16 protein-coding genes and 2 pseudogenes are annotated in these 20,609 nt (G+C 57.0%); 12 read left to right on the top strand and 6 right to left on the bottom strand.

Annotation, left to right across the window (positions count from 1 at the left end):
• Positions 1-171: 171 nt before the first annotated feature.
• Positions 172-4,338 (top strand): beta strand repeat-containing protein, encoded by a 4,167-nt coding sequence (locus AXG89_RS02270; protein ID WP_062167526.1) that lies wholly within the window; start codon positions 172-174, stop codon positions 4,336-4,338.
• Positions 4,339-4,627: 289 nt separating this feature from the next.
• Here the strand turns inward: AXG89_RS02270 and AXG89_RS44575 are convergent, their stop codons facing one another.
• Positions 4,628-5,227, bottom strand: a complete 600-nt coding sequence (locus tag AXG89_RS44575; RefSeq protein ID WP_062167525.1) for a chemotaxis protein CheB — start codon at positions 5,225-5,227, stop codon at positions 4,628-4,630.
• A gap of 941 nt (positions 5,228-6,168) precedes the next feature.
• Between AXG89_RS44575 and AXG89_RS02255 the strand changes: the two genes are divergently transcribed.
• From AXG89_RS02255 to AXG89_RS02240, 4 genes are all read left to right on the top strand, one after another.
• Positions 6,169-6,651, top strand: coding sequence for a hypothetical protein (locus tag AXG89_RS02255; RefSeq protein WP_069638334.1), 483 nt, complete (start codon positions 6,169-6,171; stop codon positions 6,649-6,651).
• A 487-nt stretch (positions 6,652-7,138) separates the two neighbouring features.
• Entirely contained in the window at positions 7,139-7,408 is a 270-nt protein-coding gene (locus AXG89_RS02250) for a hypothetical protein (protein ID WP_062167519.1), read from the top strand.
• Positions 7,409-7,739: 331 nt separating this feature from the next.
• Complete coding sequence (gene flhD / locus AXG89_RS02245; RefSeq protein WP_062167518.1) at positions 7,740-8,039, top strand: flagellar transcriptional regulator FlhD; 300 nt, start codon at positions 7,740-7,742, stop codon at positions 8,037-8,039.
• A 66-nt stretch (positions 8,040-8,105) separates the two neighbouring features.
• The gene (locus AXG89_RS02240) at positions 8,106-8,306 is read left to right on the top strand and encodes a hypothetical protein (protein WP_062167516.1); all 201 of its coding nucleotides are present in this window, start codon (positions 8,106-8,108) and stop codon (positions 8,304-8,306) included.
• 256 nt (positions 8,307-8,562) lie between these two features.
• On the opposite strand, the gene AXG89_RS02235 is transcribed toward AXG89_RS02240, so the two are convergent.
• From AXG89_RS02235 to AXG89_RS02225, 3 genes are all read right to left on the bottom strand, one after another.
• Complete coding sequence (locus tag AXG89_RS02235) at positions 8,563-8,862, bottom strand: hypothetical protein (protein ID WP_062167514.1); 300 nt, start codon at positions 8,860-8,862, stop codon at positions 8,563-8,565.
• A 14-nt stretch (positions 8,863-8,876) separates the two neighbouring features.
• The gene (gene fliD / locus AXG89_RS02230) at positions 8,877-10,406 is read right to left on the bottom strand and encodes a flagellar filament capping protein FliD (RefSeq protein WP_062167512.1); all 1,530 of its coding nucleotides are present in this window, start codon (positions 10,404-10,406) and stop codon (positions 8,877-8,879) included.
• A 179-nt stretch (positions 10,407-10,585) separates the two neighbouring features.
• Positions 10,586-12,100, bottom strand: a complete 1,515-nt coding sequence (locus tag AXG89_RS02225; RefSeq protein WP_062167510.1) for a flagellin N-terminal helical domain-containing protein — start codon at positions 12,098-12,100, stop codon at positions 10,586-10,588.
• Positions 12,101-12,322: 222 nt separating this feature from the next.
• Between AXG89_RS02225 and AXG89_RS02220 the strand changes: the two are divergent.
• A pseudogene (locus AXG89_RS02220) lies at positions 12,323-13,377 on the top strand (IS110 family transposase).
• 487 nt (positions 13,378-13,864) lie between these two features.
• Here AXG89_RS02220 and AXG89_RS42940 read toward each other — a convergent pair.
• Complete coding sequence (locus AXG89_RS42940) at positions 13,865-14,470, bottom strand: response regulator (RefSeq protein WP_236873365.1); 606 nt, start codon at positions 14,468-14,470, stop codon at positions 13,865-13,867.
• A 140-nt stretch (positions 14,471-14,610) separates the two neighbouring features.
• Between AXG89_RS42940 and AXG89_RS02210 the strand changes: the two genes are divergently transcribed.
• The 5 genes and pseudogenes from AXG89_RS02210 to AXG89_RS02190 all read left to right on the top strand — a co-directional run bounded on the left by AXG89_RS02210 (position 14,611) and on the right by AXG89_RS02190 (position 18,413).
• Entirely contained in the window at positions 14,611-14,814 is a 204-nt protein-coding gene (locus AXG89_RS02210) for a hypothetical protein (protein ID WP_062167508.1), read from the top strand.
• 242 nt (positions 14,815-15,056) lie between these two features.
• Positions 15,057-15,593: pseudogene (locus AXG89_RS02205) on the top strand (IS21 family transposase); the annotation flags it as partial.
• A 144-nt stretch (positions 15,594-15,737) separates the two neighbouring features.
• Complete coding sequence (locus tag AXG89_RS02200; protein WP_062167506.1) at positions 15,738-16,985, top strand: tyrosine-type recombinase/integrase; 1,248 nt, start codon at positions 15,738-15,740, stop codon at positions 16,983-16,985.
• A complete protein-coding gene (locus tag AXG89_RS02195; protein ID WP_062167504.1) occupies positions 16,982-17,941 on the top strand; it encodes a tyrosine-type recombinase/integrase in 960 nt (319 codons plus the stop codon). The genes AXG89_RS02200 and AXG89_RS02195 overlap by 4 nt, the downstream gene beginning before the upstream one ends.
• Positions 17,934-18,413 (top strand): tyrosine-type recombinase/integrase, encoded by a 480-nt coding sequence (locus AXG89_RS02190; RefSeq protein WP_062167502.1) that lies wholly within the window; start codon positions 17,934-17,936, stop codon positions 18,411-18,413. The genes AXG89_RS02195 and AXG89_RS02190 overlap by 8 nt, the downstream gene beginning before the upstream one ends.
• Positions 18,414-18,443: 30 nt before the next feature.
• Here AXG89_RS02190 and AXG89_RS02185 read toward each other — a convergent pair.
• A protein-coding gene (locus AXG89_RS02185; protein WP_119024612.1) for an IS3 family transposase occupies positions 18,444-19,618 on the bottom strand; the annotation gives its coding sequence in 2 pieces (ribosomal slippage) (positions 18,444-19,345 and positions 19,345-19,618; 1,176 coding nt in all).
• On the opposite strand from AXG89_RS02185, the gene AXG89_RS02180 reads away from it, so the two are divergent.
• A complete protein-coding gene (locus tag AXG89_RS02180) occupies positions 19,619-20,209 on the top strand; it encodes a tyrosine-type recombinase/integrase (protein WP_236873364.1) in 591 nt (196 codons plus the stop codon).
• Positions 20,210-20,609: the final 400 nt, after the last annotated feature.

The following is a 20,609-nucleotide window of genomic DNA, read 5'->3' as shown; positions in this document are numbered from 1 at the left end:
TCTTCCGGCGTCACGGACAACGGGACACTTGACATCGCGGGACATACAGGCGACGTTTCTATCCAAAACTTGAACGGCAATGGTCAAGTGTCGTTGGGATCGAACTCACTTACCTTAGCGGGTGCGTCCGGTTCTTTTGGAGGCCAAATCGCGGGGGGCGGAGGCATTACAGTGGCCGGCGGTTCGGAAACACTATCCGGCACAAATTCGTACAGCGGCGGAACTACAGTTCGCGGCGGCGGCACTCTTAACGTAAGCTCGGATGCAAATCTCGGCGCAGCGTCCGGCGCAATTACTCTCAATGACGGCACGCTGCACACGACTGGCGATGTGAACAGCGCACGCAACATCACGCTCGCGGGCAACGGCACATTCAATACGGATAGTGGCACGACGACGACTGACAGTGGGGCGGTCAGCGGTGCGGGAGGCCTCATCAAGAACGGCGCAGGCACGCTTGAGCTCGACGGTGTTGCCTCGCACCAAGGCGGTACGACTGTCAACGGCGGCACACTGGTTTTGGGCGGCAACAATACCTATACGGGCGGCACGAGCGTCAATGGTCCCGGTACCTTGCAAGTCTCATCAGATGCGAACCTGGGCGATGCGTCGAGCAACCTGACGCTTAACGGCGGCACGCTGCACACGACCGGCGATGTGAATAGCGCACGCAACATCACGCTCGCGGGTAACGGCACATTCAACACGGACAGCGGCACGACGACGACTGACAGTGGGGCAGTCAGCGGTGCGGGAGGCCTCATCAAGAACGGCGCAGGCACGCTCGAGCTCGACGGTGTTGCCTCGCACCAAGGCGGCACGACTGTCAACGGCGGCACACTGGTTTTGGGTGGCAACAATACCTATACGGGCGGCACGAGCGTCAATGGTCCCGGTACCTTGCAAGTCTCATCAGATGCGAACCTGGGCGATGCGTCGAGCAACCTGACGCTTAACGGCGGCACGCTGCACACGACCGGCGATGTGAATAGCGCACGCAACATCACGCTCGCGGGTAACGGCACATTCAACACGGACAGCGGCACGACGACGACCGACAGTGGGGCGGTCAGCGGTGCGGGAGGCCTCATCAAGGACGGCGCAGGCACGCTCGAGCTCGACGGTGTTGCCTCGCATCAAGGCGGCACGACTGTCAACGGCGGCACACTGGTTTTGGGTGGCAACAACACCTATACGGGCGGCACGAGCGTCAATGGTCCCGGTACCTTGCAAGTCTCATCAGATGCGAACCTGGGCGATGCGTCGAGCAACCTGACGCTTAACGGCGGCACGCTGCACACGACCGGCGATGTGAATAGCGCACGCAACATCACGCTCGCGGGTAACGGCACATTCAATACGGACAGCGGCACGACGACGACCGACAGTGGGGCGGTCAGCGGTGCGGGAGGCCTCATCAAGAACGGCGCAGGCACGCTCGAGCTCGACGGTGTTGCCTCGCACCAAGGCGGTACGACTGTCAACGGCGGCACACTGGTTTTGGGTGGCAACAATACCTATACGGGCGGCACGAGCGTCAATGGTCCCGGTACCTTGCAAGTCTCATCAGATGCGAACCTGGGCGATGCGTCGAGCAACCTGACGCTTAACGGCGGCACGCTGCACACGACCGGCGATGTGAATAGCGCACGCAACATCACGCTCGCGGGTAACGGCACATTCAATACGGACAGCGGCACGACGACGACCGACAGTGGGGCGGTCAGCGGTGCGGGAGGCCTCATCAAGAACGGCGCAGGCACGCTCGAGCTCGACGGTGTTGCCTCGCACCAAGGCGGTACGACTGTCAACGGCGGCACACTGGTTTTGGGTGGCAACAATACCTATACGGGCGGCACGAGCGTCAATGGTCCCGGTACCTTGCAAGTCTCATCAGATGCGAACCTGGGCGATGCGTCGAGCAACCTGACGCTTAACGGCGGCACGCTGCACACGACCGGCGATGTGAATAGCGCACGCAACATCACGCTCGCGGGCAACGGCACATTCAATACGGACAGCGGCACGACGACGACTGACAGTGGGGCGGTCAGCGGTGCGGGAGGGCTCATCAAGAACGGCGCAGGCACGCTCGAGCTCGACGGTGTTGCCTCGCATCAAGGCGGCACGACTGTCAATGGCGGCACACTGGTTTTGGGTGGCAATAACACCTATACAGGCGGTACCACGCTGAATGGCGGATCCTTGCATGTTTCGTCCGACGCAAACCTGGGCGATCCGTCGAACGCAATCACTTTTCACGGTGGTGATCTGACGGTAACCCAATCCATGACAACTGCCAGGGGCATGATTCTGGGTGCGGAAGGCGCTTCGCTCACCACACTGACGGGCGTTACGCTCGTCGAGAATGGCGATATGAGCGGAGTGGGCGGTCTCCAAAAGAACGGCGGCGGCACTCTTATCGTCGGCGGAAACAACACCTTTACAGGCGGCACGCTCATCAACGGAGGTGTAATCCAGATCAATTCAGGATCTTCACTTGGAACCGGTGCGATTGTTCTCAATGGAGGAATGCTAAACACCACAGCCACGCTCGGGACGGGGCAGCAGATCATCGTCTCCGGTGCGTCAGGGGTTAATGTCGATGAGGGCACGACGACGGTTCTCTCCGGGCAAATTGCATCTTCGGGCGACGCCTCTTGCTTTACTAAGATGGGTAAGGGAACGCTCAGCATGACCGGTTCGGCAACGCTTTCGCATGGTACTTGCGTGGCAGACGGAATGTTGCGCGCTAATGGCGACCTAATTAGCGATGTAAGCGTCTACGCGGCAGGAACACTGCGCGGAGTAGGCCTCGTCAATGGTTCAATGAATGTCGATGGCAGGCTGGCTCCTGGTAATTCGCCGGGCACCCTTATCGTGAATGGAACCGTCACGATGAATAGCGGTAGTGTCTTCGAAGCTGACGTCGATGGGACCGGCACGGGTACTGGCGCAGGTAATTACTCGCGCTTGCTGGTCACGGGTGCAGGGCATCAATTTATCGCGAACGGCACCTTGCAGCCGCTGCTTCGGAACATTACTGGAAATGCATCGAATACCTTCGTGCCGAACTTAGGCGACACTTACCGCATCGTCACGGCCGAAGGCGGTATCGCCGGTCGTTTCAGCGGGCTTGACCAACCGGCAGAAGGATTGGCTGCCGGGACGCGCTTCCAGGCGTTCTACAACGTGCTGGGCAGCAACAGCATCGACTTGCGAGTTACGCCACTGACGTATGCGGGATATCTCTCCGGCAGCAACGGAAATGTCAGGTCGGTCGCCGGACTACTTGACGCAACAATGACATCGCAAGACGCCGCCACGGCGACTGACCGTCAAAGTCAGCTGCTTTACGCGGTCGCTGGAGCTGATGCGGCCCAATTGCCCCAAGTGGCTAAAGGACTCGTAGGCGAAATCCATGCAGATATGGCCGCTGCAGCACCAGAGGCCGGTCGGGCAACCCAACAGCAGGTAACGGATCACCTGATGAATGGGCCTGCAACTGATGCAACGCACGGAGAAATGCTTTGGGCGAACGTATCGCACACAAACGACCATACGTCGTCCGACGAGCATGCTTCGGGTTTTACAGCGCGTAACAACCAGGTCACAGTTGGCGCCGACATCATGCGCAGTGCTGCGACGCGTGTCGGCGTTGGATTCTCGCACGCTGATGTGGTCGTCTCGACTGACGGTGGGTCAGGCTCAATTCAAGACAATTTGGGCTTTATTTACGGTCAGCAGTCTGTCGGGAATGTCTTGATGGACGGCGTGTTCGGCTACGGCACGCAAAGCTGGAGCAGCGACCGCTCCGATGTGATCGGAACAACAAACGGTCTGTCGACGGGCAATCACGGGCACGATATCCTCGCAAGTCTGGGCGTGCGCTTGCCTGTCCTTTTGAGCAATTACCGCATAGAACCCTTTGCACGCGCGCTCTTCCAGCATATCCAACGTGATGGCAGCAATGAAGGCGACGCATCCGTGTCGGCTCTTACGCTGAGCGACTATTCCGCAAGCGGGACGCGCTTGCTGGCCGGATTGTCTGGCGGGTCGATCTCCCAAGATCCACTGATGCAATTTGCCACCTATAAATTCAACGTGGCAATTGGAACGGACACCGGTAGTCTCATTCGCACCAGCATTGACGGGTCGCTGGTCGGCCAACCGTTAAGCGTGCAGGCGCCGCACTCAGGACGAGTGTTCGGTCAGTTTGGTCTGGGCGGAACATTGCGGGTTGCGAAGCAGGGATATCTGTTCGCAGGTGCCCAAACCGAGGTCGCCGCCCGGCGTACGTCATACAGCTTGACAGGAGGGGTGCGCATCGGTTTTTGATGAATAGTCGGTCGAGCGAGAGAATGTCACCGCAATCTCTGTAGTGCGTCCACTTTGGCTGTCAGCGGAGGCTTAATTTACGCCAACGCTGGCGGCTACTCATCATTGCCGCGCTTGGCAAGCGAAAAGATGGGTAGCCTCAATACACGATCCTCACAATCGAGATAGCAGGACTTCGATAATTAAAGATCCGCCTCGCTTGTGATGGTTCCTCTCGTCGAGCGTGCGGGGGAGGAAGAGCACCTTTTTGAAGGTGCGACAACGCATGGAATGCCGTTTAGTCCAACCCTTATTTGATATGCGGCGCCTGAGATGGCGCATCGATCAGGGAAATGAGCAAGGGACCGATTTCCGCGAGCGGTACACAGTAGTTAGGATGATCCCGCTCTAGCGCAGACAGGGGCATACCCGGGTCCCGTGCGTCGGCAGGAGCCTGCACGATCCGTAGCCCATTGCTTGCATCAATTGCCCTGAATCCATCGGCGCCGTCGCCGTCTCCGCCCGTCACAATAACCCCGATTAAATCACTGCCATACACATGCGCAGCCGTTTCGAAAAGCCTGTTTGCGGACGGACGTACGTGATTGACTTTGGGGCCATCGTCGAGCGCGAAGTTTCCAGGCGACTTGACTGTCAGATGAAATGCGGGAGGGGCGCAATATATATGTCCAGCTCTAATCTCCTGCCCGTCGACAGCATACGAGGTCGGTAGTGAAGTAAAGCGTCCGATGATCTCAGGAAGAAGTCTAGGACCGTCTGAGGGCGTGTGCAAAACGAATGCGATCGTGCCGGCGAAGTCATAAGGGAGGACCCGGACGATTTGACAAAATGCGTCTAGGCCGCCTAGCGAGCCGCCGATTACTATTAACCTCACTGCAGGTGTGTTCATGGATCAAGTTTCGTCGCTTGTTGGCCTCACTAAGCAGCGACTGTGCCTAGCCTGAGAAAAGCGGTGCTGATCGTCACAACGCGCTTTCCTATTCCCAATTCCACCTTCGGGATGTGCCCATGACGTACAACGAGATCGTGGAGCCGCTTAGCTTGGCGATGTGCGGTAGCGCACTCTCTTTACAGACTTTTGGGTATCTAGGGTCGCGGCTCAATGAATCGCGAGGCGTGAAGCTTGACGTCAATTTACGTTCAAATCAAGCTGAAGCTTTGCGAGTAAGCCGCTAGAAGCCATTGGCAATGGGGCGTCCGTTTTCGAAAGAATTAGCTGCCCGGGTCGGGTGGCCTACGCCCGATCATTTTAGGTGGCGCCGAGCTTGGAGCAGGGCGAGCACGATAGTTTCGTCTTTATGGATTTGCACAACAGGTCGGCTACAGCTTCTTGTAATTTGGGGTCGCCGCTTTTTCAGTCGCAAACGTGGACTGGCCGGTCGTATGCGTGCGCAAGTTGCAGAGCAATGTCCATCGCAGCGTGTTGGCTCAAGCATGGAATGATGAAATACCCTCTCGCGAGCGCACCATCCGGTACCGTCACGTTCCAAATCGATTTCCGCCATCGCGAGACAACGACTGGCAAGTAATCCTCAACGCTGTAGTTCATTCAAAGCTTATCCATTGCGTGGTGCGCGAGTTCTGGAGCAGGGTCGTCCTATCACTACACGATGGCGATCTTTTATACGGATTATTTAAGGACACGCAACTGGCTGATGTAGTCGACATCTTTGTCGCCACGATGACCCCGCCCGTGAGTCCGCAACTTGCCAAGCCGACCGGCTTAAATGGTTGAAGAGAAGTGGCATATAGTCACCAAAGTTATTGTATGCAAATACATTGCGATAGCGAGAACCTTTCGCTTCGCCTAACTCCAGCGACGACGAAAACATGACCGCATCCAAGAAACGCAAGCAGACGCATAGAGGCTCGTCCCCGCAGCGTCACGCGAAAGGTCTATTCCTGCCCATGGTTGCGTCGGACGCCGACGCCATCATTCTTGGCGTCAGGATCGCGCTGGAAAGCATCCGCCGGCAGAGCAGTGGGCGATCGGAAGCTGTCGCTATGGCGCAGGCGCTCTTGCTGACAACCTACGTAACCGAGGCGGGGCACGGCGCACTGGCAATATCGGAGCTTGCTAAAGCCGAGGTCAGCCTGAACCGCGTGCTAGTCAAGGGTGCGCAAACGGGGGATTGGAGTTTTCCTGGCGATGTGATGGATGGGCTTGCTGTCATTGTGAACGAGCATGACCGGCAACTTCGCGAAGTCCGATTGGGGGCAATTCTTCAAGCAATGCAGTGCGTGCGACGCCTTGTGGACAAAGCGCCCGATGCGGTTGCAGGCGAATCGATTTGCGAGCGGCCTGAAGGCTGAGCCCACAGTTGTCGGGCCTAGCGACTGAGGGCAGTGTGAACGCCGAGGCTGGCGGACTGATTTATCGCCTCATCTCCTCATCTAGGTGTAACCGGAATCCGCGGAGGTGGCTTGTTCCTTTAAGTCACGAAAGCTCAATCGCTAGCAAAAGGGTAGGCTGAATTCCGTGGAGCAAAGCGTCCTACAATGGTCCCGAAAGCGCTGGCCTGCGTTTTCGGCCCCAATCGCAGCTATGTCGTCGGATCCGCCGAGCGGCTTTCCAACGAACAACATGATAATCGTGCCGGACTTTCAGAAGATTTTGCCTAATACTGACGGTTTTGCGTCATTTCATAGCACGTGCATTTTACATTTTGCATACAACCGACCGAATAAATGATCTCTCACCTTGCTGTTTTCGCCCTGCATTTTCGTGCGAATGCGTTTTACGTGAACTCCCGCGTCCGTAACATCGCCGTTGCTCGTAAGAGACTGACGGGAGGCACTTTTGGCAACCATTGAAAGGCTAGCGCAGCTCGAAACGCTGTGGATATCGATCAGACCGCTTCAGGATCGCGCTAAACAGCGCCACGACGACCAACTAAGCAAGGATATTGAAGCGCTGTTTTCGTCGATCGCCGTAATTTGTGACGGCGATCCCAGTATCAACGATGAGATAAAAACGGCGAGAGCTCGCTTATCGCTCGGTCATCCGCAAGCAGCTTTAGAAAAATCGCGGGCCATCCTCATTGACGCTGCACGTTTGCTGAAGGATTGACGCGTACGCGGTAGTTACGGCGGACACAGTATGGTCGGTCGAGAAGACATGAAAGACGTCACCCAATACTTACAATAGCATGACGTCAATATTTCGCAGTGCTATTGCGTCATAGCGTTCCGAAGGCCGATCGAAGCTTGACGCCCCCATAGGTTGGCAATAGATACTGCTTAAGCATCCGCATAAAAAGATAAATGACTGCAGGTCCTTGCTTATTGATCTGATGGAACAGAGAATGATCTCTTGTTACGAGATGTAACGAGCTATTAAGAATTTCCGGTATCATTTTCCGGGCGTTCACCACTCTCATCTGATGTCGTAAGCGAAGGCCATGAATACTAAAAATGATTCCGCCGACTCCATTCGAGAAATCAACCTCTCGTACATCATGCTTGCGCAGAAGATGCTGCGTGCCGATCGCGCCGTTGGTCAAGCGCGGCTCGGGCTCTCTTTGAAGGTGGCGGACATTCTTGTTACCCTCACAATGGCTCAGGTGCTGAAGCTCGCCGCAGCACCCCATCTTCTCTGCGCATTCCGATTCAATGATCAGTCGATGTTGTTGTCTCTGTCCCGTGCCGATGAGCAAGGGAAAATTGTGCCGGCCGAATCGACGCTGGCGTTTGCCGGGTAAGCGGCGAGGCAGTATTCTCAGTTCAGGGAAGGTCTGGATGAGTGTGAGTGCCGACGCGGAGATGCGATGAACGATGGACCGATGTTCTTCGGCGATGCTGAGCTCATGGCACAGGCAACGGTTCTTGCCCAGACAGTCATCTCGATTCGTACTGCGCGAGGTAAGAGCTTGCCGCGGGATTTTTCAGGCGAATCACCAGAGTTGGAAGCGGTCGCACTTGAGTTTGCCGAGGACATCGTGCGGGTACTCGCAAGCGAGCGCGATTAACCAGCGTCGATCGCAATAGTCGGTGGCCCACTGTCGAACACGATCTACTGCGCCGGGCGACGTCGAGGTCAGCGGGAATCCGTGGACGCTTACGGGTAAAGCAGCGTCTTTACTTCAGTAGAACCGCTGCATGAAAGTTGCCGCGACAGGTTGCGTGTTTCTTCAAACTGGACAAAGATTTCGTGGCAAGCTGAACAGGCTTTTAGCACGGAGCTGGAAGTTTTCGCGGCACCTTCGTTACTTGATAGCGACTCTGTCAGAACTGGGCGGCTCGTTGGTATCGGCTAGCGGCGCATGCGCGTTCAATCGAGTTCCGGTATCTATTCATCAACGTCGTTTCTGCCGATGCCGCCATGTCCATGATCATGGCAATGCTCGTCTGGATCCGTCGGATTTTAATCATGGAATCGTTGGGCTGGTCAGCCTGAAGCGCCATTAGTAAAGGCGAGCGCGTATTCGTGAGTTGCGCGGCGCCAAGCCAGTCGTTGTCGGCTGCAGCTTGCTCTATCGCTTCGGTCAGTGCCCACGCCTGGGCAATCAGTTCTTGCTGGTTCATCGCTTTTCCTCCCTTTACTTATTGGTTGCTAGTGCACCCGCACTGTTGGTGCCGCCAAAGAGCGCCGTCAGGTAGTTGGCATTGCTTGTCGATTGCGACATCAGTGTGTTCAATGCTGTGAACTGATCGTTGTACGACGTCGTCAATTGGGCGGTGTACGCGGTAAGTTGTGTTTGCTGGTCCTTCAGACTCGCTAGGTCGCTGTTGAGCGCAGTCGTGCGCGTATCCATGATGCCACCTGTCGCCAGGAACGACGTCAAGCTGCCATTCATGGTGGTTCCAAGGCCGTTGGTCGAATTAAAAAGCTTAGAGACCGTGGTTGGATCGTTCGTCAGTGCGGCGGTCAATGCGTCGGAGTCAGTTTTGAGCGTTCCGTCCGGTTGCAGCGTAATGCCAATCGACCCGAGATTCACCGCTGAGGAACCCGTGCCCACGCCGCCGCTGATCGCGCTCGCTAGCGTGTTGCGAATGGTGTTGAGCATTGAGTCGCCCAGCAGCGCGCCGCCTTGAGAGCCTTTTGCCTGTGTTGCATCAAACGTCGTCAGCGACGTAGCTGTTGTGACGAGATTATTGTAAGCGGTGACAAACGCATTGATGGCGCTTGCTTGGCCCGTAGTATCCGGCGCAACGGTGAGTGTCTGCGTCGTGCCGACGGAGGTTGAGTCAAGTGTCATGGACAGGCCGCTGAGCGCGGTAGTGATCGTATTGCTTGCGCTCGTTCCGGGTGTGCCCTCAATCGAAAAGTTGGCGTCTTGTCCGGCCACGCTTTGCGTCCATGCGCCCGCCGTGACACTTGTCGCGGCGCCGGTGTAATTTCCGGCAGTTTCCTTGCTACTCGCGGGCGCCGGAACGGTGCCTGAAGTCACTGCGAGATTATTCAGTGTGTCGGTCGACCCTGCGCCTGCTATGGAGACGTTGATGCCGTTCGCAACTCCCGTCGTCGCTGAACGCAATACCAAGTGCGCCCCGTCCGTGCCGTTCACAATTGCAGCCGTAACACCAGGATTACCGATACCTGAGTTGATTGCAGCGGCAATGCCGGCGAGCGTGTTGTTGCTCGATGTGACGTTGACCGACATGCTTTTGCCGCCGACTGACAGCGTCATCGTGCCGGTTCCGAGCGTGTCGGTTGTTTTAAATGCGCCCGAGGTAATCGACTGCGACGTCGCAATATTGGATACCTGAACCGTATAAGAGCCCGCTACCGCGCCTGCGGTACCCTTAGCGGTGATTCCCTTGCCATCGCCGGTTGCCGTGAAGGCGGACATGGTCGTGCCGTCAGAAAGCGATGTAAGCGAACTTTGAAGCAAGGACATGACCGATTTCAACTGGCCAAGCGCCGTGAGCTGGGTGTTGTCCGTGTTGGTCTTATTAGTGATCGCGTCTGTTTGCGGTGCGACTTTTGCGCCAACGATCGCTGAGACAAGCGCGTTCACATCTGCGGTCGAGCCGGTGGAGCCGCTGATGATTGACTGTGCAGCCTGCTGTAGGGCGCTGTTCGGGTCAACGGTGGAACCGGTTGACGATGTGGTTATCGTGCTCATTCATTGCTCCGTTCGTGCATTACCGAAAACAGTGGTTAAAACGCGAAAACGTCAATTGGGAGGCAAGCCTCCCAGCGGTTTTTGTGCTTCTTTTGTTGCTGCAACCACCGCTGTGATGCCAGTGTATCAACCGGCGCGCATTGTAACGGTATGCGCGCCGGTTAGCTTTCGGTGAATGCTTAGCCGAGGAGCTTCAGAACCTGTTGCGGCAGCGAGTTGGCCTGTGCCAGCACCGAGATACCCGCTTGTTGCAACACTTGCGCCTTGCTCAGATTAGCCGTTTCCTGCGCGAAGTTGGCGTCGGTAATTTGCGACTGAGCGGTTGACAAGTTCGTCGATTGAGCCGTTTGCGTGGCCGAGATCGACGTGAAGCGGTTCTGTGCTGCGCCGAGGTTAGCCTGGATGCCGTTGACCGTGTTCAAAGCTGCGTCGATCGATTCGATAGCCAAGTTTGCACCGTTCGGTTGCGTCAGGTCGATGCCCGACACTTGCGGCGGGTTGTTGTCGGCGTTGACCGTCGACATGCCTGCCTTGGCTGCCAGTTCATTGGCGTTGCCGAAGCCTGTGGGTGCGGTTGCGCCGAGCGCGCCGCCGGCCGTAAAGGCGAGCGTGCTACCGGCCGGAGGCGTACCCGTGCCTGCAGTCGAAGTGAAGAGCGCCGCTGCCGCACCGCTCAGTGCGTTGCCGCCCTGGTCAGTGAACTTGAATCCGCCGTTGCCATCAGCCAGCACGTTGATTGAGGTGATCGCCGCCGTTGCACCCGTTGCTGCGGTGCCGTCTGCATTAAGCGCCACGCCCGTGACTTGTCCCAGATTGACGTTGTTGGCCGCGTATGGATTGCTGCCCGTTCCAGCCGTTGCGCCGTTCGTCGTGCTGATCGTTGCAAGGGAGGTCGCAGCAGCGCTTTGAGCCGTTGCCTGAACCGGCGGCGTGAATGCGGAGCTGGCTGCTGCGGTCAAGGTCAGCGGCAAGCCACTACCCTTCGTGCTCGTGCCAAACAGCGCTGTCGACGCCGCCGACGACAAAGCCTGATTGTTTTGGTCGGTGAATGTGAAGCCGCCCTTGCCGTCGGCCAGCACATTAACCGTCGTGATGGCGGCGTTGGACGTTGCTGCCGTACCATCAGCTTTCAGGCTCACGCCCGTGATCGAGCCGATCGTCGAACCCGACTGCGGAACACCGCCGCCGAGCTTTGCTGCGGACACGCCATTGCTCAAGTCGATGCTGATCGTCTGACCGACGTTCGCGCCAACCTGGAAGCTGACGTTGCCAGCCGAGCCATCCAGCACGTTTGTGCCGTTGTATTGAGTCTGCGAAGCGATACGGTTCACTTCAGCAATCCGCTGCGTCACTTCTTTTTGCAAAGCTGCCTGGTCCGATGTCGACAGCGAACCGCTCGATGCCTGAACTGCCAATTGGCGAATACGTTGCAGGTTGTCCGTGATCTGGTTCAAGCCGCTCGATGCCGTTTGCGTCATCGACACACCGTCATTCGCGTTCGACACACCCTGGTTCAATCCATTGATCTGGGTCGTCATGCGCGAAGCGATGGCCTGACCGGCCGCATCGTCTGCTGCGCTGTTGATGCGCTTGCCCGACGACAGACGCGTGATTGCCGACGACAGCGCGCTTTGCGTGCCGTTCAGGTTTTGCTGAGCAACCAGCGAGTTGATGTTGCTATTAATACCGATCATGATGTTTCCTCGTATGGCACGTTGTTAGGAATGGGTGCGTGACGCTTTTGCTTCATCGCGAGCGCCCGTCATTTCGGCCGCTTATTTGGGTTTTCGGCCCCTCTGTCCGAAACTTTAGGGGGCACCGCAATTTGTCAGGTGATTCGCCGTGCATATGGCAGGACAATTTTTCGACGGGGAAGATTCGCGCGGGGGGGGCGGTCAAGTACCGAGGGGGCAGCGGTGAACGAGATCACACTAGTTGGCGTTGACTTGGGCAAACATGTGTTTCATGTTTATTGTCAAGACGGTAGCGGCCACGCCGTCATGAGAAAGAAAATTGCGCGATCCCAAATTTTCGAATTTTTCGGCAATTTGCCGCCCTGTACGGTTGCGATGGAAGCTTGTCCAGGCTCTCACTTTCTGTCTAGGCAGGTCGCTCGGATGGGCCACGCTCCCCGGCTGATATCTCCCCGCTTCGTACGAGCGTTTGTCAAAAACAATAAGAACGACTTCATCGATGCGGAGGCGATCTGCGAGGCGGCATCCAGGCCAACAATGCGCTTTGTGTCGCCAAAAACCGAAGAACAACAAACCATATCTGCCCTGCACCGGGTCCGCCAATCGCTCGTGCGCGAGCGAGTCGTCTTGAATAACCAAATTCAGGCGTTTTTGCTCGAATTTGGGATCGCCGCGTCACGGGGGATGTTTACGGCGCAACGCCTAGCTGTGGTGACGGGAGAAGGACAGTTGCCCTTGGGCATCGCGAGTCTTCTAAGCCAGCTGGAACAGCGGTCGCGCAAGCAAGCGCTGCCATCAGAGACTTAGAAAAGCAGATGATCCGGCTTCTGAATGGCGACCCTGCTGGGCAGAGGCTCCTTTCGATTCCGGGGATTGGCCCTATCACTGCAAGCGCGTTGATAGGTGAGCTCGGAAATGGATCACAGTTTTCATGTGGGCGTGATTTCGCCGCTTCGCTTGGTCTCACTCCGCGCCAGCGTAGTACTGGTGGGATAGTGACGCTTATCGGGATAAGCAAACGCGGTGACAAAGACCTTCGCACGCTGCTCGTCCTATGCGCACGCCTTTATATGTTTCGCCTGCCTAAGGAGTCGGGGCCACTTGCTGAATGGGTCCGCGCGCTCAGCGCGCGCCGCCCGTCGAGCGTGGTCGCGTGCGCCCTCGCAAACAAATTCGCCCGAATCGCTTGGGCGATTGTTGCCCGAAATTCGCAGTTCGAAGCCCATCATCTTCAGCGCAATAAACTTGCGAAAGGCCTCAGCACAGCCCAAGATTGAATTTGCGGCCAGTTGAGCTTGATGGCAAATGATGGGTGCAAGCAGAAACTCCGAATAAAAAAATGGCTAAGCAAGCCGATCGACGCGAGCTGCTGCAAAACTCTATTCGTTTGCCGGAACGGTAAAAAATATCTTGCCCCTGGATCCGCACACGTTCCGACTTGAAGAACCCGCAGGACGATGATTCCGAGGTATCTGGCTATGTTGGGCCGGTCAAGTTTTTGGAAATCTCCTGCGCGGTTGCTTAAACCCAGAGTCGACACCTTACGCCCCGTTTGGGGCACTTTTTTAAACATTTCCGCTGGGAACGCTATAGACCATCGTCACCCTCGGGGCTTCAACTGCTCCTACTCAGCGATGGCGCACGGGAAAAAGCCCAGACATGCCGGGCCTTAAACCAACGCGGGAACCACCTTACCGCCTTGGTAGCGTTTCTCTCGTAACTGGCCTGTCGGCTCTGCATGTTGGTTTTATAGTCGGGCGTTTGTTACCGGTCAGTAGGGCTATGATAAGCAGCAGCCAGCTCGCCGCCCGCACCCCAACGCCGTCGAGTAATGCTTTCCCGAATCACTGCCCGTGTCTGCCGGATTTCGCCCATGGTGCCTCGTGCCGTTGGACCAGGCAGGTGTAGACGCAGCGAGTGCTGGACTACCACATCTGGTTCAAAAGGCTGAGCAGGATCGTCGGAGACGCACCTTTTTTGACAGTAGCCGTCGAATTCTCCGACTGCAGCGCGTTGTCTCACTTCATCGGCATCGATGGCGGTCAACGCGACAATGCCAATGGCTGAGGATTTAGCTTCCTTGCGAAGCAGCGCAGCCGTGGTGAAGCCATCGCACCTGGGCATATGAATGTCTAAAATGATAATGTCTGGCAGCCATGATGCGGCTTGGCTCAGAGCCTCCTCTCCGCCGAATGCGACGCGAGCGTCCAAGCCTTCTAAGCTTAGAAATGTAGCGAGTGCCTCTGCAGCTGCCGGGAAGTCATCAACTACCATCACGCGCTTAGGTGCGTTCGAAGAATGAAGTCTTCGCATGGACCAGTTTTGACAAAGATTGTTTAGGATAGGGTCGGTCATAGCGAAAGAAAGCATGCCTGGTTTCGTAGTTTTAAAGCAGCTTTCGTACCGCAATTAACCGATAATCAGTTATTTTATCTTTCATAGTTTTGTTCGTTCTTCGGTGTTTCGTTAGAGCGGCCGAATTCCGGCTCTGCTTCATCTAGCAGCTCATCATGACCGAACCCTTGTCGCCGCAAGAAACCATTCGAAGCGCGTTGCAGCTTTCCGCGAAGCGTCTGCGTCATCAACACGCGCTCGCAGCCAACTTTGGCCTAGCGGCGCTGAAAGCGCATCGAATCGATGCAGTGCTTCAGCAGGCATGCGAGGTCGCATCCGACGGCCTTTCATCGCGATTCTGCGTATTTCGGCGAACGTGATCACGGATTCCGGTTGAACGTGATCAGTGAATCCGGAGGAACGTGATCAGGCATTTCGGTTGATGGTGATCGCTGATCACCCGTTTCCGAAACGACTGATCATCTTGCCGAAACAGGTGATCACGCTTCCGGAATGAGTGATCACCGGACCGAAACGGGAACGCTATTTCGGTCTGGCGGTGGTGTTGCGCATGACATCAACGACGGGCGTTAGCCTTGTCTCTTTTATAGGGGACAGGTAAATGCCGGCACATCGGATGAGCATGCGCAAATTGAAAGAAGTCCTGCGGCTGAAGTGGGTGTGCGGCTTGTCGCACCGCCAGATCAGCCGGGCCGCGGGTATCAGCGTGGGAGCGATATCGGCGTATGCAGCGCGTGCAAGCGCTGCCGATCTGGACTGGGCGAGCGTCGAACCGCTGGCTGACGATGAACTCGAGGCCAAGCTGAGCCTGCCGGCCGATCAGAATTCGCAGGCCCGACGTGTCGACCTGGACTACGCGCTGGTTCATCGCGAGTTGCGGCGGGCAAACGTGACGCTGCAACTATTGTGGGAGGAGTACGTTGAGGCGCACCTCGGCGAGCGCACCTACCGCTACACCCAGTTCTGCCAGCGCTACCGCGACTGGGCGCAGACGCTCAAACGTTCGATGCGCCAGCAACACCGCGCCGGCGAGAAGCTGTTTGCCGACTTTGCCGGGCACACCATGCCGATCCTGGACGGGCGCGGTGGCGTTGCGTTTCGTGCGCACGTGTTTGTCGCTGTACTCGGCGCATCTAATGCGAACAGCGTTTTTATGTAGATTTAGCAGAATTTAGTCTAGCAGCGGTGCTGTCGAATTGCGGTCGTCAGCTGGTTCGGGCGAACTGGACTTCGCATAAAAAAGGGCGTTTCCTGTAGTGGCAATATCCCTTCAGGAGCTATCATGGATACGTTTCCTTTGCTACACGCTGTCCCGGCCTCGTGGTTGCGCGACAGCGTTCTCGCTCCGTACGTCACCGGCTATTGGCAGCACCTCGTTAGGCGAGGCTACGCCGACCACACCGTAACGATGTACCTGTATAGCGTCGCGCACTTTGCCCGCTGGATGCGACGCTCCCGAGTTGCCGCATGCGACCTTACAGACGATGTTGTTCGGCGGTTTATCACCGAACACCTCGCGCACTGTACCTGTCCACCGCCAGTGCAAAGACACGCCCGGACGGTTCGAGCGGCGCTGAGGCATCTGCTCGTTTTGCTGAACGAGGCCAAGGTGCTACACAATGGCGAGGTTGCTTCTAAGATCGACGACGAACTCCGCCGCTTCGATGAACACATGAATCGTGCACGTGGATTAGCACGAAGCACTCGAACGCAACGTCTCAGGATCATGGAATCTTTCCTGCAACAGCGCCAAGGTGTTAGCTCGCGCTTGGTGATCTGTCCAACCCAAGACGAGTTGCGGCAGTTTATCGATATTCGGCTTCAGGGACTGCGCCCGGGCAGTGCACAGATAATAGCGAGCACGCTGCGCGCGTACCTCCGCTACCGGGCAACGCTGGGGGACAGCGTAACGCACTTAATCCCAGTCATCGCATCACCTGCGAACCATCGTTTAGGGGTATTGCCACAGACACTGTCGGAGCAGCAAGTTGTGCAATTGCTTCACGCATTCCCAGAAGGGTTGGCATCCGGGCATCGTGCTTACGCCATGGTTCGCTGTCTCGTCGATCTGGGCCTGCGAGCCAGCGAAGTTGTCAGCATTGATCTGGACGACATCGACTGGGAAACGGGCACGCTTCGCATTGCAAAGAACAAGTCGCGCCGCGTGGACGTGCTACCGTTGCCGCAGACCACGGGTCAAGCCATCGCAATCTATCTCCGCGTGGAGCGACCTCCGACGGCCAGCAGGCGAGTCTTTGTGCGTCACGTCGCTCCGGTCGATGTTCCGATCGGCCCGGAGGTGCTACGTAAGATCGTGCGTGAAGCCTATCGGCGCAGCGGATTACCCCACACGCGCGTGCACATATTGCGTCACGCATTGGCTAGTCGGCTGCTCGCCACCGGAAGCACCCTAAAGGATATCGCCGATGTGCTCCGTCATCGCGAACTCGACACGTCAATGATTTACACCAAGGTTGATATGGTGCACCTAGCGGCCGTTGCAATGCCGTGGCCTGGAGGTGTGATATGAGCACATCCACCGACACGGTCCAGCTCGCTGTTGAACGCTATCTGAAACAGCGCAGGCAGCTTGGTTTCGAACTGAGCTTCACAGGCCAGCAACTGATGCGCTTTGCACGGTACGCGGATGCCCACGGACATCGAGGGCCTCTGACGCTGGAGCTGCAACTCGACTGGGCGCGCGAGCATGTTAGGCACACCGGGCCTGTGACCTGGGCTCGCAGGCTGGAAGTCGTTCGACCTTTCGCGGCATATTACCGCCAGTTCCAGCCGGCCACTGAGATCCCCGATTTACACACGTTTGGGCCAGGCCACCGGCGGCTGGCACCGCACATTTACACCGCACAGGAAGTGCGCGATTTGCTCGAGCAGGCGGGTCGCCTTCCTCCGTTGGATGGAGTGCGTCCGGCGACCTACCGAACAATGTTCGGCCTTATCGCCGCGGTTGGCCTTCGCCTCTCGGAAGCCTTGAACCTTCTTGATGTAGACGTAGATTTGCAACGTGCTTGTTTGACGGTGCGTCACACCAAGTTCGGCAAGTCGCGATGCCTACCGTTGCATAGCACCGTCGTACAAGTGCTAAATGATTATCGACAAGTTCGTGATCGATGTATCGAACCCCGCGAAGACATGCCATTCTTCGTGTCGCAGTCGGGATGCCGCCTGCCGAAGAGGACGGTTCAAGACGTCTTCGTGCAACTGCGTCGGCAATTGAATTGGCAGGCACGCGGGAACTACCCGCATCCGCGCATTCAGGACCTTCGGCACAGCTTCGCCGTGGCTCGATTGCAGCGATGGTATGAAACCGGCCAGACCGTCGATCATGCCGTGCTCTGGTTATGCACCTACCTTGGCCATGCCAGCATCTCGGACACTTATTGGTACCTCAGCGGAACGCCGGAACTAATGTCAATGGTGGGCGCAAAGTTCGAGAGTTTCGCTCTGAAGGAGGTGCGTCATGCGTAGCTCAACCTTCCCCACTTTCGCTGGTTTGGTGCAGGAATTCTTCACCGACTACATGGTGCAGCAGCGAGCACTCAGCCCCCGTACCATCGCGTCTTATCGCGACGGCTTCTTGCTCATGTTGCGCTTTGCCGAGCAATCCTTGGGCAAGTCGCCGTCGGCATTGCAGTTGGCTGACATTGACGCAAAGTTCCTGGCAAGTTTCCTTGAGCACCTAGAACGAGATCGGCACAACACGGTACGCAGCCGAAATATTCGGCTTGCAGCTATTCGGTCGTTCCTGCGGTTCGCCGCTCGGCGCGATCTCGCTAACCTGCGTGTCATCGAGCAGGCGCTGGCAGTTCCAACGAAACGCTTCGACAGGCCAATGATCGGCTTTCTGTCAAGGGAGCAGATGCTGGCAATCATGGACATCTCGACTGCGAGCTGGCTTGGCCATCGAGACCGGCTACTGTTGACCTTGCTCTATAACTGAGGTCGGTCGTCAATAGTGGAGAGCAATGGGTTAAGCCGCGAGTCGCGTTTTATAAAATCGCTGCACGAAGGCAGCAGGCGACAGATAGTCAAGACGGGCTTGCTTGCGTTGCCGGTTGTAGAAGATCTCGATGTATTCGGTGATGGCCTGCCGGGCCTCGGCGCGCGTCGTGAACCGGCGGTGATGCACGAGTTCGTTTTTGAGCGACCCCCAGAAGCTTTCCATCGGCGCATTATCGTAGCAATCGCCTTTGCGACTCATGGACATCGTCATGCCGAACTGCTTTGCTAGATCCCGATAGTCATGCGAACAATATTGACTGCCACGATCCGAATGTAGGATCAAACCGGCTGCGGGCCGTTTAAGTGCGACCGCGGCAAATAGCGCCTGCATTACCAAGGTGCGGGTCATACGTTCGCTCATGGCGTAGCCGACCAGCTCGCCGTTGAACAGATCCTTGATGCCGGCTAGATACAACCAGCCCTCATCTGTCCACACGTACGTGATATCGCTCACCCAGGCCTGGTTCGGCATGCTCATGTCGAAGTTGCGTTCCAGCAAATTCGGTGCGACTGGCAAATCGTGCTTCGAATCCGTCGTGTTTCTGAACTTGCGCTTCTGCTTGCAACGCAGTCCCAGCTTGGTGCGAATGCGCCTAATGCGGTGAAGGCCAACGCACACGCCATGATCAAGCAGATCCGCCTGCAATCGCTCGCGCCCATACGTTTGCCGAGTTCGTTCGTGCGCCGCTACAATCTCGATTTCAAGGCGCGCGTTCTCTTGTGCACGTGGCGAGTCGAGCCGTCGGCGCCAAGCGTAGAAACTGCTGGCCCCTAGCTCAAACACACGGCACAGCACGGAAATCGGGTAGTCCTGTCGCATCGTTTCGATCCGGTCACATCTCACCGCGACTCCTTCGCGAAATAGACCGTCGCTTTTTTTAAAATATCGCGCTCCATCGTGACCGTCGCCAGCTCGCGCTTGACCCGCGCCAATTCCGCCTCCAACTCGCTCTGCGGCTTTTGCGTCTCGCCTACCTTCGTTAGCGTCCCTTTTCGCTCGGCAACGACCCACGCGCCAAGCGTTTTAACCGACAAAGATAATCGGCCCGCAACTTCTCGCTGCGACAGTCCATCGACAAGAACGAGCTTCACCGCCTGCTCGCGAAACTCCTTCGTGTAGCGGCCTTTCGGTCCTCGATTCATTTGATCTCCATTTCGCTCATTCTACGAAACATTGATCTCCACTTTCTTCAGCCTATCTCAAACACCGGCGCTCGCGTATCGGAGATCGTCGGTGTCCGGGTCAGCGATGTCATCCTCGGCCCGACCTCCTTCATTCATTTGCATGGTAAGGGACGCAAGCAGCGGTCACTGCCACTTTGGAGGAGCACAGCCCGAGATATTCGCGATTGGCTTGGCCGTAACCCACAACTAACCGAGCGATCGCCGCTGCTGCCAACCCGTCAGGGAAACGAAATGAACCGGGCCACCGTCTCTCAGCGATTGAAGCTGGCGACCAAAGCCGCGTCGGATCAACATCCCGAACTCGCCGATGTCAAGGTATCACCGCACCGCATCAGGCATTCGACTGCAATGGCGATGCTTCAGTCCGGTGTATGGCCTACGGAGATTGCGTTATGGCTTGGTCACGAGAGCCCGACGACGACGCACATGTACGTCGAGGCGGACCTCAAGATGAAGGAGCGCGCCCTCGCTCGGTTGAATCCGCCAGCAGTGAAGCGAGCGCGATACCAGCCGCCCGAGACGCTTCTGCGATTCTTGAAGACGCTGTGATTATGTGAACCATATGGAGGACAGGCCGCGGTCCCATGCGAGCGCGGCAAAGCACTTGTCGAGGTTGAATCTACATAAAACCGCTATTCGCATTAGGCAGAGATTTTTTTGGTTGGCGGTCGCGGCAAGCAGCGCATCGCCATGTCGTCGGACCTGATCCGCGACCGGTAATCAAAAAAATGTTTGTGCTAAACCGCTCCACAGGCGGTGGCCGCTATGGGCATTGAATGACCGCCGCGGTAATTTGTGAAGTCTTGGAGGGGTGATCACACACGGACTTCCGGCGAGAGTGGGAAACATCACGTGTAAAGGAAGCGCGAATGTGCGCGTGAACCGGCAAATCACCCGCCATTTCGGAGTACGCTGGTGCGCCAGCAGATCGAGGGCACGAGTGCAGCCG

This window comes from Burkholderia sp. PAMC 26561 (assembly GCF_001557535.2).
Classification (GTDB): domain Bacteria; phylum Pseudomonadota; class Gammaproteobacteria; order Burkholderiales; family Burkholderiaceae; genus Caballeronia.
The sequence above is the reverse complement of the archived record's forward strand: the minus strand, read 5'-3'. Positions and strand labels throughout refer to the sequence as shown.

Coding starts and splice junctions, on each gene's coding strand:
- AXG89_RS44575 (WP_062167525.1), bottom strand. CDS start 5,227: ATGAACACACCTGCAGTGAGGTTAATAGTAATCGGCGGCTCGCTAGGC.
- AXG89_RS02255 (WP_069638334.1), top strand. CDS start 6,169: ATGACCGCATCCAAGAAACGCAAGCAGACGCATAGAGGCTCGTCCCCG.
- flhD (WP_062167518.1), top strand. CDS start 7,740: ATGAATACTAAAAATGATTCCGCCGACTCCATTCGAGAAATCAACCTC.
- AXG89_RS02240 (WP_062167516.1), top strand. CDS start 8,106: ATGAACGATGGACCGATGTTCTTCGGCGATGCTGAGCTCATGGCACAG.
- AXG89_RS02235 (WP_062167514.1), bottom strand. CDS start 8,862: ATGAACCAGCAAGAACTGATTGCCCAGGCGTGGGCACTGACCGAAGCG.
- fliD (WP_062167512.1), bottom strand. CDS start 10,406: ATGAGCACGATAACCACATCGTCAACCGGTTCCACCGTTGACCCGAAC.
- AXG89_RS02225 (WP_062167510.1), bottom strand. CDS start 12,100: ATGATCGGTATTAATAGCAACATCAACTCGCTGGTTGCTCAGCAAAAC.
- AXG89_RS42940 (WP_236873365.1), bottom strand. CDS start 14,470: ATGCTTTCTTTCGCTATGACCGACCCTATCCTAAACAATCTTTGTCAA.
- AXG89_RS02210 (WP_062167508.1), top strand. CDS start 14,611: ATGACCGAACCCTTGTCGCCGCAAGAAACCATTCGAAGCGCGTTGCAG.
- AXG89_RS02200 (WP_062167506.1), top strand. CDS start 15,738: ATGGATACGTTTCCTTTGCTACACGCTGTCCCGGCCTCGTGGTTGCGC.
- AXG89_RS02195 (WP_062167504.1), top strand. CDS start 16,982: ATGAGCACATCCACCGACACGGTCCAGCTCGCTGTTGAACGCTATCTG.
- AXG89_RS02190 (WP_062167502.1), top strand. CDS start 17,934: ATGCGTAGCTCAACCTTCCCCACTTTCGCTGGTTTGGTGCAGGAATTC.